Raw genomic sequence first — 4,622 nt, forward strand, 5'->3', positions numbered from 1 at the left:
AAAAGGAGCCCTCTAGTATGATGCATGAGTGTCAACGACCATTGACCCATCATCAAACAAGGAGGACTCCTTTATGCATTTTAAATGGAATAATAAAATTAATCAAGTTACTGAAAATACACTCGTTGTCGGTATGGATATTGCCAAGCGTATTCATTACGCATGCTTTGTCGATGAACGGGGGCGAGTAGTAGAAAAAGCCTTTGCGGTACATCAATCGAAAGAAGGCAAACGATGAAGGAAGCTAAGAAAACTGAAGTAATAATAGGGATTGAGCCTACAGGTCACTACTGGATGAACTTAGCCTATTTCTTAGATCAATATAGAATCCCACTTGTCATGGTGAATCCAATGCACGTAAGACGTTCAAAAGAACTAGATGATAACTTACCGACAAAGCACGATAAAAAAGATGCACTAGTCATCGCTCGTTTATTAAAGGATGGACGTTTCAGTTATCCACGTATATTGAAAGACATTGAAGCTGAGCTTCGTATAGGTTCTACTCTTCGTTCAAAATTGACGGAGGATTTGGCTAGTATTAAAAATCGAATCATTCGTTGGCTTGATCGCTACTTTCCAGAGTTTACTCAAGTCTTTCCTAATTTCGGGAAGATGGCACTTGCAACACTAGAAATGACGCCATTACCAAAAGATATTAAAGAGAAAACAGCTGAAGAGCTAGTCTTTCTTTACCGACAGGTAAAGGGAATGAGAGTCCCACAGTTACCGAAAGCCAAGCTTCTTATCGAAGCCGCGAAAAGCTCTATCGGACTGACAGAAGGAACACAGATGGCCCAACACGAAATCGCCACGTTATTACGTCAGTATCGATTATTAGAAACTGAAATTGAAACTGTTAATAATCAATTAGCAGAAATAGCACAAACAACAATGGAGTATGAAATACTCGCTTCAGTTCCTGGTTTAGGAGATGCGACAATCGTTGATTTACTATCAGAAGTAGGAAGCTTCTCACTTTATGAAAATCCACGCCAACTTATAAAACTACCGGGATTAACATTACGTGAAAGCTCGTCTGGTCAACTTAAGGGACAAAAACATATATCTAAACGAGGACGAAAGAAGCTCAGAAACACCTTATTCAAAGTAATAGTACCGCTAATTCGTCATAACGAAGCGTTTAAACAGCTTCATGAATACTACATAACACGACAACAAAATCCCTTACGGGGAAAGCAGTCAATGGTGATACTCTGTGGTAAATTACTGAAGGTATTACATGGCATATGCAAAAAGAAAGTCTTTTTTAACGAGCAACATATGATGAATGACCTCTACTGTCTCGTAGAGGCAGCGTAATCAATTCTTCATCGAACTAAAAAAAAAGGATGACACGGAGAAGCCAGCAAAATAACTAAACTCAGACTATGAGTCTCCGGAGCAGCATAGCAGGCCTCTGCCTTATGAATAGACCGAACGAAGGAATGTAAGCGCAAATGACGCTAAGAGACATGGGAGGGTACGTCGTCATAAGTATCGCAGAGATCCATTGTGCATCACATAGTGGATAAAAAAGCTAATGATTTCCATTAGTTTTAGCGAAGCGTACAGCTAACTTGTAAAATAAAACAATAAATTCAAAACACTGTTTTTAAATGAAGTGAAAAATTATTTTTTCTTCATCACGAAGTGATGGAAACCGTTGATGCATCAATGTTTATAGAGGGAGTTTAGTTCAATAAGAAATTCTGTTTTTAGGAATGAATTTAATATTAGTCGCGGTGAATCATATCAAAAGCGAGTAGTGTTATTGTTAATAAATGATACAGGTATATTCTTTTGAATATGCTTATTTTTTTGATGAGAAATATCTACATTATGGTGAACCTAGATTAGTTAGAGATTGGTGCTTGAGAAAATATATTTGGCTCTAAGTGTAAATAAGTTCTAAATTTTTGTAACGAAATTAAATTCTAGGAGTTATATAAGTGAGGGAGGTGAAAAGAATGGACTTTGAGGAGATCTATCGCGATTACTTTCAAGAAGTTTATTTATATATCAAATCTTTAAGCAATGATGAAAGTATAGCTGAAGAAATTACGCAAGAAGCTTTTTTAAAAGCGATGAAGGCAATTGAAAATTTCGATGGTTCTAAAGATATTCGAGCTTGGCTTTTTACAATTGCAAAAAATACATACTTCTCGCACTACAAAAAAAAGAAGAAGCAAATCGATTTAGAAGAAAAAGAAGCAGCAATGACAGGAGTTCAAATTGTAAAGCACTTGATGAATGAGGAAGATGCCTTCACAGTTCATCAGTTTCTTCACTCGATGAATGAACCATATAAGGAAGTCTTTTCACTCCGTACCTTTGGTGAATTGCCTTTTGAGAAAATAGGGCGTCTCTTTGGGAAAAGCGCTGGATGGGCAAGGGTGACTTTTTATAGAGCTAGGAAACAAATTATCGATTATATGGAGGAGATGGAATATGAGAGAAACTAAATGTACAATTATACAGGATGTTTTACCTCTCTATATAGATGAGGTAGTTAGCCAAGATACAAAAGAAATGATAGAGGAGCATTTATTGCATTGTGAAAAATGTCAAAAAGAATTTGAAGCAATGAGACGTGAACTGTTTATTCCAGCAGAAAATAAGGCCCCTATTTTTAAAAAGATTAATAAAAAATGGCGTAATAAAAAATTGAAAATTTCTATCATTTCTGCTTTAGCAACGGCTTTTATTTTATATGGAGTGTTTGCTTATGTTGTTTATTATGAAACTGTTATTCCGTATTCAAAGAATCTAATCAAAATTGAAAAGCAAAATGATAATAAACTGGTTTCTCATTATTATGGTAAAGGTTATTCAGGAGTTCACGAAACACATCCTATGCCCCTTGAAATTGATGGAGAAAAAAAGAATGTGAGTTTTATTTTTTACAAAAAAACAATTGCCGATTCGCCTTCAAGAAACCTTTTTAATAATGAAGATAATGAACGAGAATATACCTCTAACCTTCCTGAAAGTGAAAACGTGGATGCGGTGTACTATGCAGAATTCGATACTGAAAAAATTACTGCTGGAAAAGATTCTTGGGATTCAATTTTAGAACGAGCGGTATTGATTTGGGAAAAATAAAACAAATTATGAGAATTTAGAATAGGACTTAGAATTGTTCTTTGTGAAAGAATGTACTTAAACTCCCATGAAAATAAAATCTCTGGCACTAAAAAAGTCCATGCTAAAATAAACGCGACCTTTATATTCAAAAAAATGGTAGCGCCTAAAATAGAGATCTGGTTTAGATTATATTAAGAAGCACCCAGTTCAGTGATGGTCACATTGTAACCCAAACTTTCAAGTCTCCGAACAGAATATCGAATAATGGATTGTTCTTTTTGTTTATCAAAGTAGTCTTCGCCCAAGTCTACATACATTTCTTTCCGTGTTAGAAGGTAATAAGCAATTCGTAAAATGGCATGAGCTACAGATATGCCTGCTCGCTTTTTACCCTTTCGGGCTGCAGTCCGTCTATATAATGCGCCTAGATAGGTTTTAGATCCTCTGACGGAATGAGCTGCTTCGATTAGAGCAGCTTTCAAATATTTATTGCCTTTCTTCATAGCAGAGGATTTCCTTTTACCTGCACTTTCGTTGTGTCCAGGTACTAGTCCTGCCCAAGAACAGAGATGTGCTGCACTTGGAAATTGCTTTTTTACATCAGTTCCGATTTCAGCTAGGATTTGTTCTGCCATTCGAGTGGCGATCCCTGGAATAGAATCCAATCTTTCGATATCTTCTTGGTGTGTAGAAAGTCGGCAAGCTACTTCTTGATTTAACAATTCAATTTGTGCAGTCAGAAAATCAATATGAGTAAGAATGGTTTTAATCATTAGTCGTTGATGTGGTTGGATATAGCCACGAAGTGCGAGTTCAAGCTCTGCTTTTTTCTTTTTCATTGTACGTCTAGCGAAGCCAGCCAACTTTTCTGGATCATCTTCACCTTCGGCAATGGCACGAAGCATATCAAGAGAGGAAACTCCCATCACATCTGATACAACAGAACCAAGTTTAATATTCGCACCTTCGAGTACCTTTTGAATGCGGTTATGTTGTCTCGCGCGTTCTTCAATCATACTCCGACGATACCGAACTAATTCTCGTAATTCACGTTGGGTGCGATCTGGAATGAAACTAGCTTTGAGTAATCCATGACGAAGTAACTTGGCGATCCATTCTGCATCTTTAACATCAGTCTTACGACCGGGAACCGCTTTGAAATGTTGGGCATTTACAACTAAAAATTCGATATTCTCAGCCTCGAGTATGTTTACAATAGGCTTCCAAAATACACCTGTACTTTCCATAGCTACGTGAGTACAACCGTGTTCTTTAATCCTTTCAATCAATTGCAATAAAAAAACCGTTTTAGTAGAAAAGCTTTGAATCACTTTGCCTTCTGGTGTCATAATACATGCGGTAATCGAATCCTTATGAATATCCATACCACATGCACGTTCAATGATGACTTCCATTAGAAACATCCTTTCTACGGCCAATCAAATTAGAGGCTGGTGCAGCAACCTGAGTAGGATGAATCTCCCATGAGTGCTTCCCGTGAGGGAGCGACAGTCAGTGATACACCGTGGTCGTTG

The 4,622-nt window shown here is 37.0% G+C and carries 3 protein-coding genes and 1 pseudogene; 3 read left to right on the forward strand and 1 reads right to left on the reverse strand.

What is annotated here, in order from left to right; genetic code table 11:
- Window positions 1-73 precede the first annotated feature (73 nt).
- The 3 genes and pseudogenes from AC1DCY_RS26820 (at window position 74) to AC1DCY_RS26830 (ending at window position 3,105) form a co-directional block, all read left to right on the forward strand.
- Window positions 74-1,323, forward strand: a pseudogene (locus AC1DCY_RS26820) (IS110 family RNA-guided transposase).
- Between the two features lie 647 nt (window positions 1,324-1,970).
- Complete coding sequence (locus AC1DCY_RS26825) at window positions 1,971-2,465, forward strand: RNA polymerase sigma factor (protein WP_477355636.1); 495 nt, start codon at window positions 1,971-1,973, stop codon at window positions 2,463-2,465.
- On the forward strand, window positions 2,452-3,105 hold the full coding sequence (locus tag AC1DCY_RS26830; protein ID WP_477355630.1) for a zf-HC2 domain-containing protein: 654 nt from the start codon (window positions 2,452-2,454) through the stop codon (window positions 3,103-3,105). Before AC1DCY_RS26825 ends, AC1DCY_RS26830 begins: the two co-directional genes overlap by 14 nt.
- Before the next feature lie 173 nt (window positions 3,106-3,278).
- Here AC1DCY_RS26830 and AC1DCY_RS26835 read toward each other — a convergent pair whose 3' ends face one another.
- Window positions 3,279-4,502, reverse strand: coding sequence for an IS110 family RNA-guided transposase (locus AC1DCY_RS26835; protein WP_477355633.1), 1,224 nt, complete (start codon window positions 4,500-4,502; stop codon window positions 3,279-3,281).
- Window positions 4,503-4,622: the final 120 nt, after the last annotated feature.

Source organism: Lysinibacillus sp. 10T31 (genome assembly GCF_056394365.1).

Coding starts and splice junctions, on each gene's coding strand:
- AC1DCY_RS26825 (WP_477355636.1), top strand. CDS start 1,971: ATGGACTTTGAGGAGATCTATCGCGATTACTTTCAAGAAGTTTATTTA.
- AC1DCY_RS26830 (WP_477355630.1), top strand. CDS start 2,452: ATGAGAGAAACTAAATGTACAATTATACAGGATGTTTTACCTCTCTAT.
- AC1DCY_RS26835 (WP_477355633.1), bottom strand. CDS start 4,502: ATGGAAGTCATCATTGAACGTGCATGTGGTATGGATATTCATAAGGAT.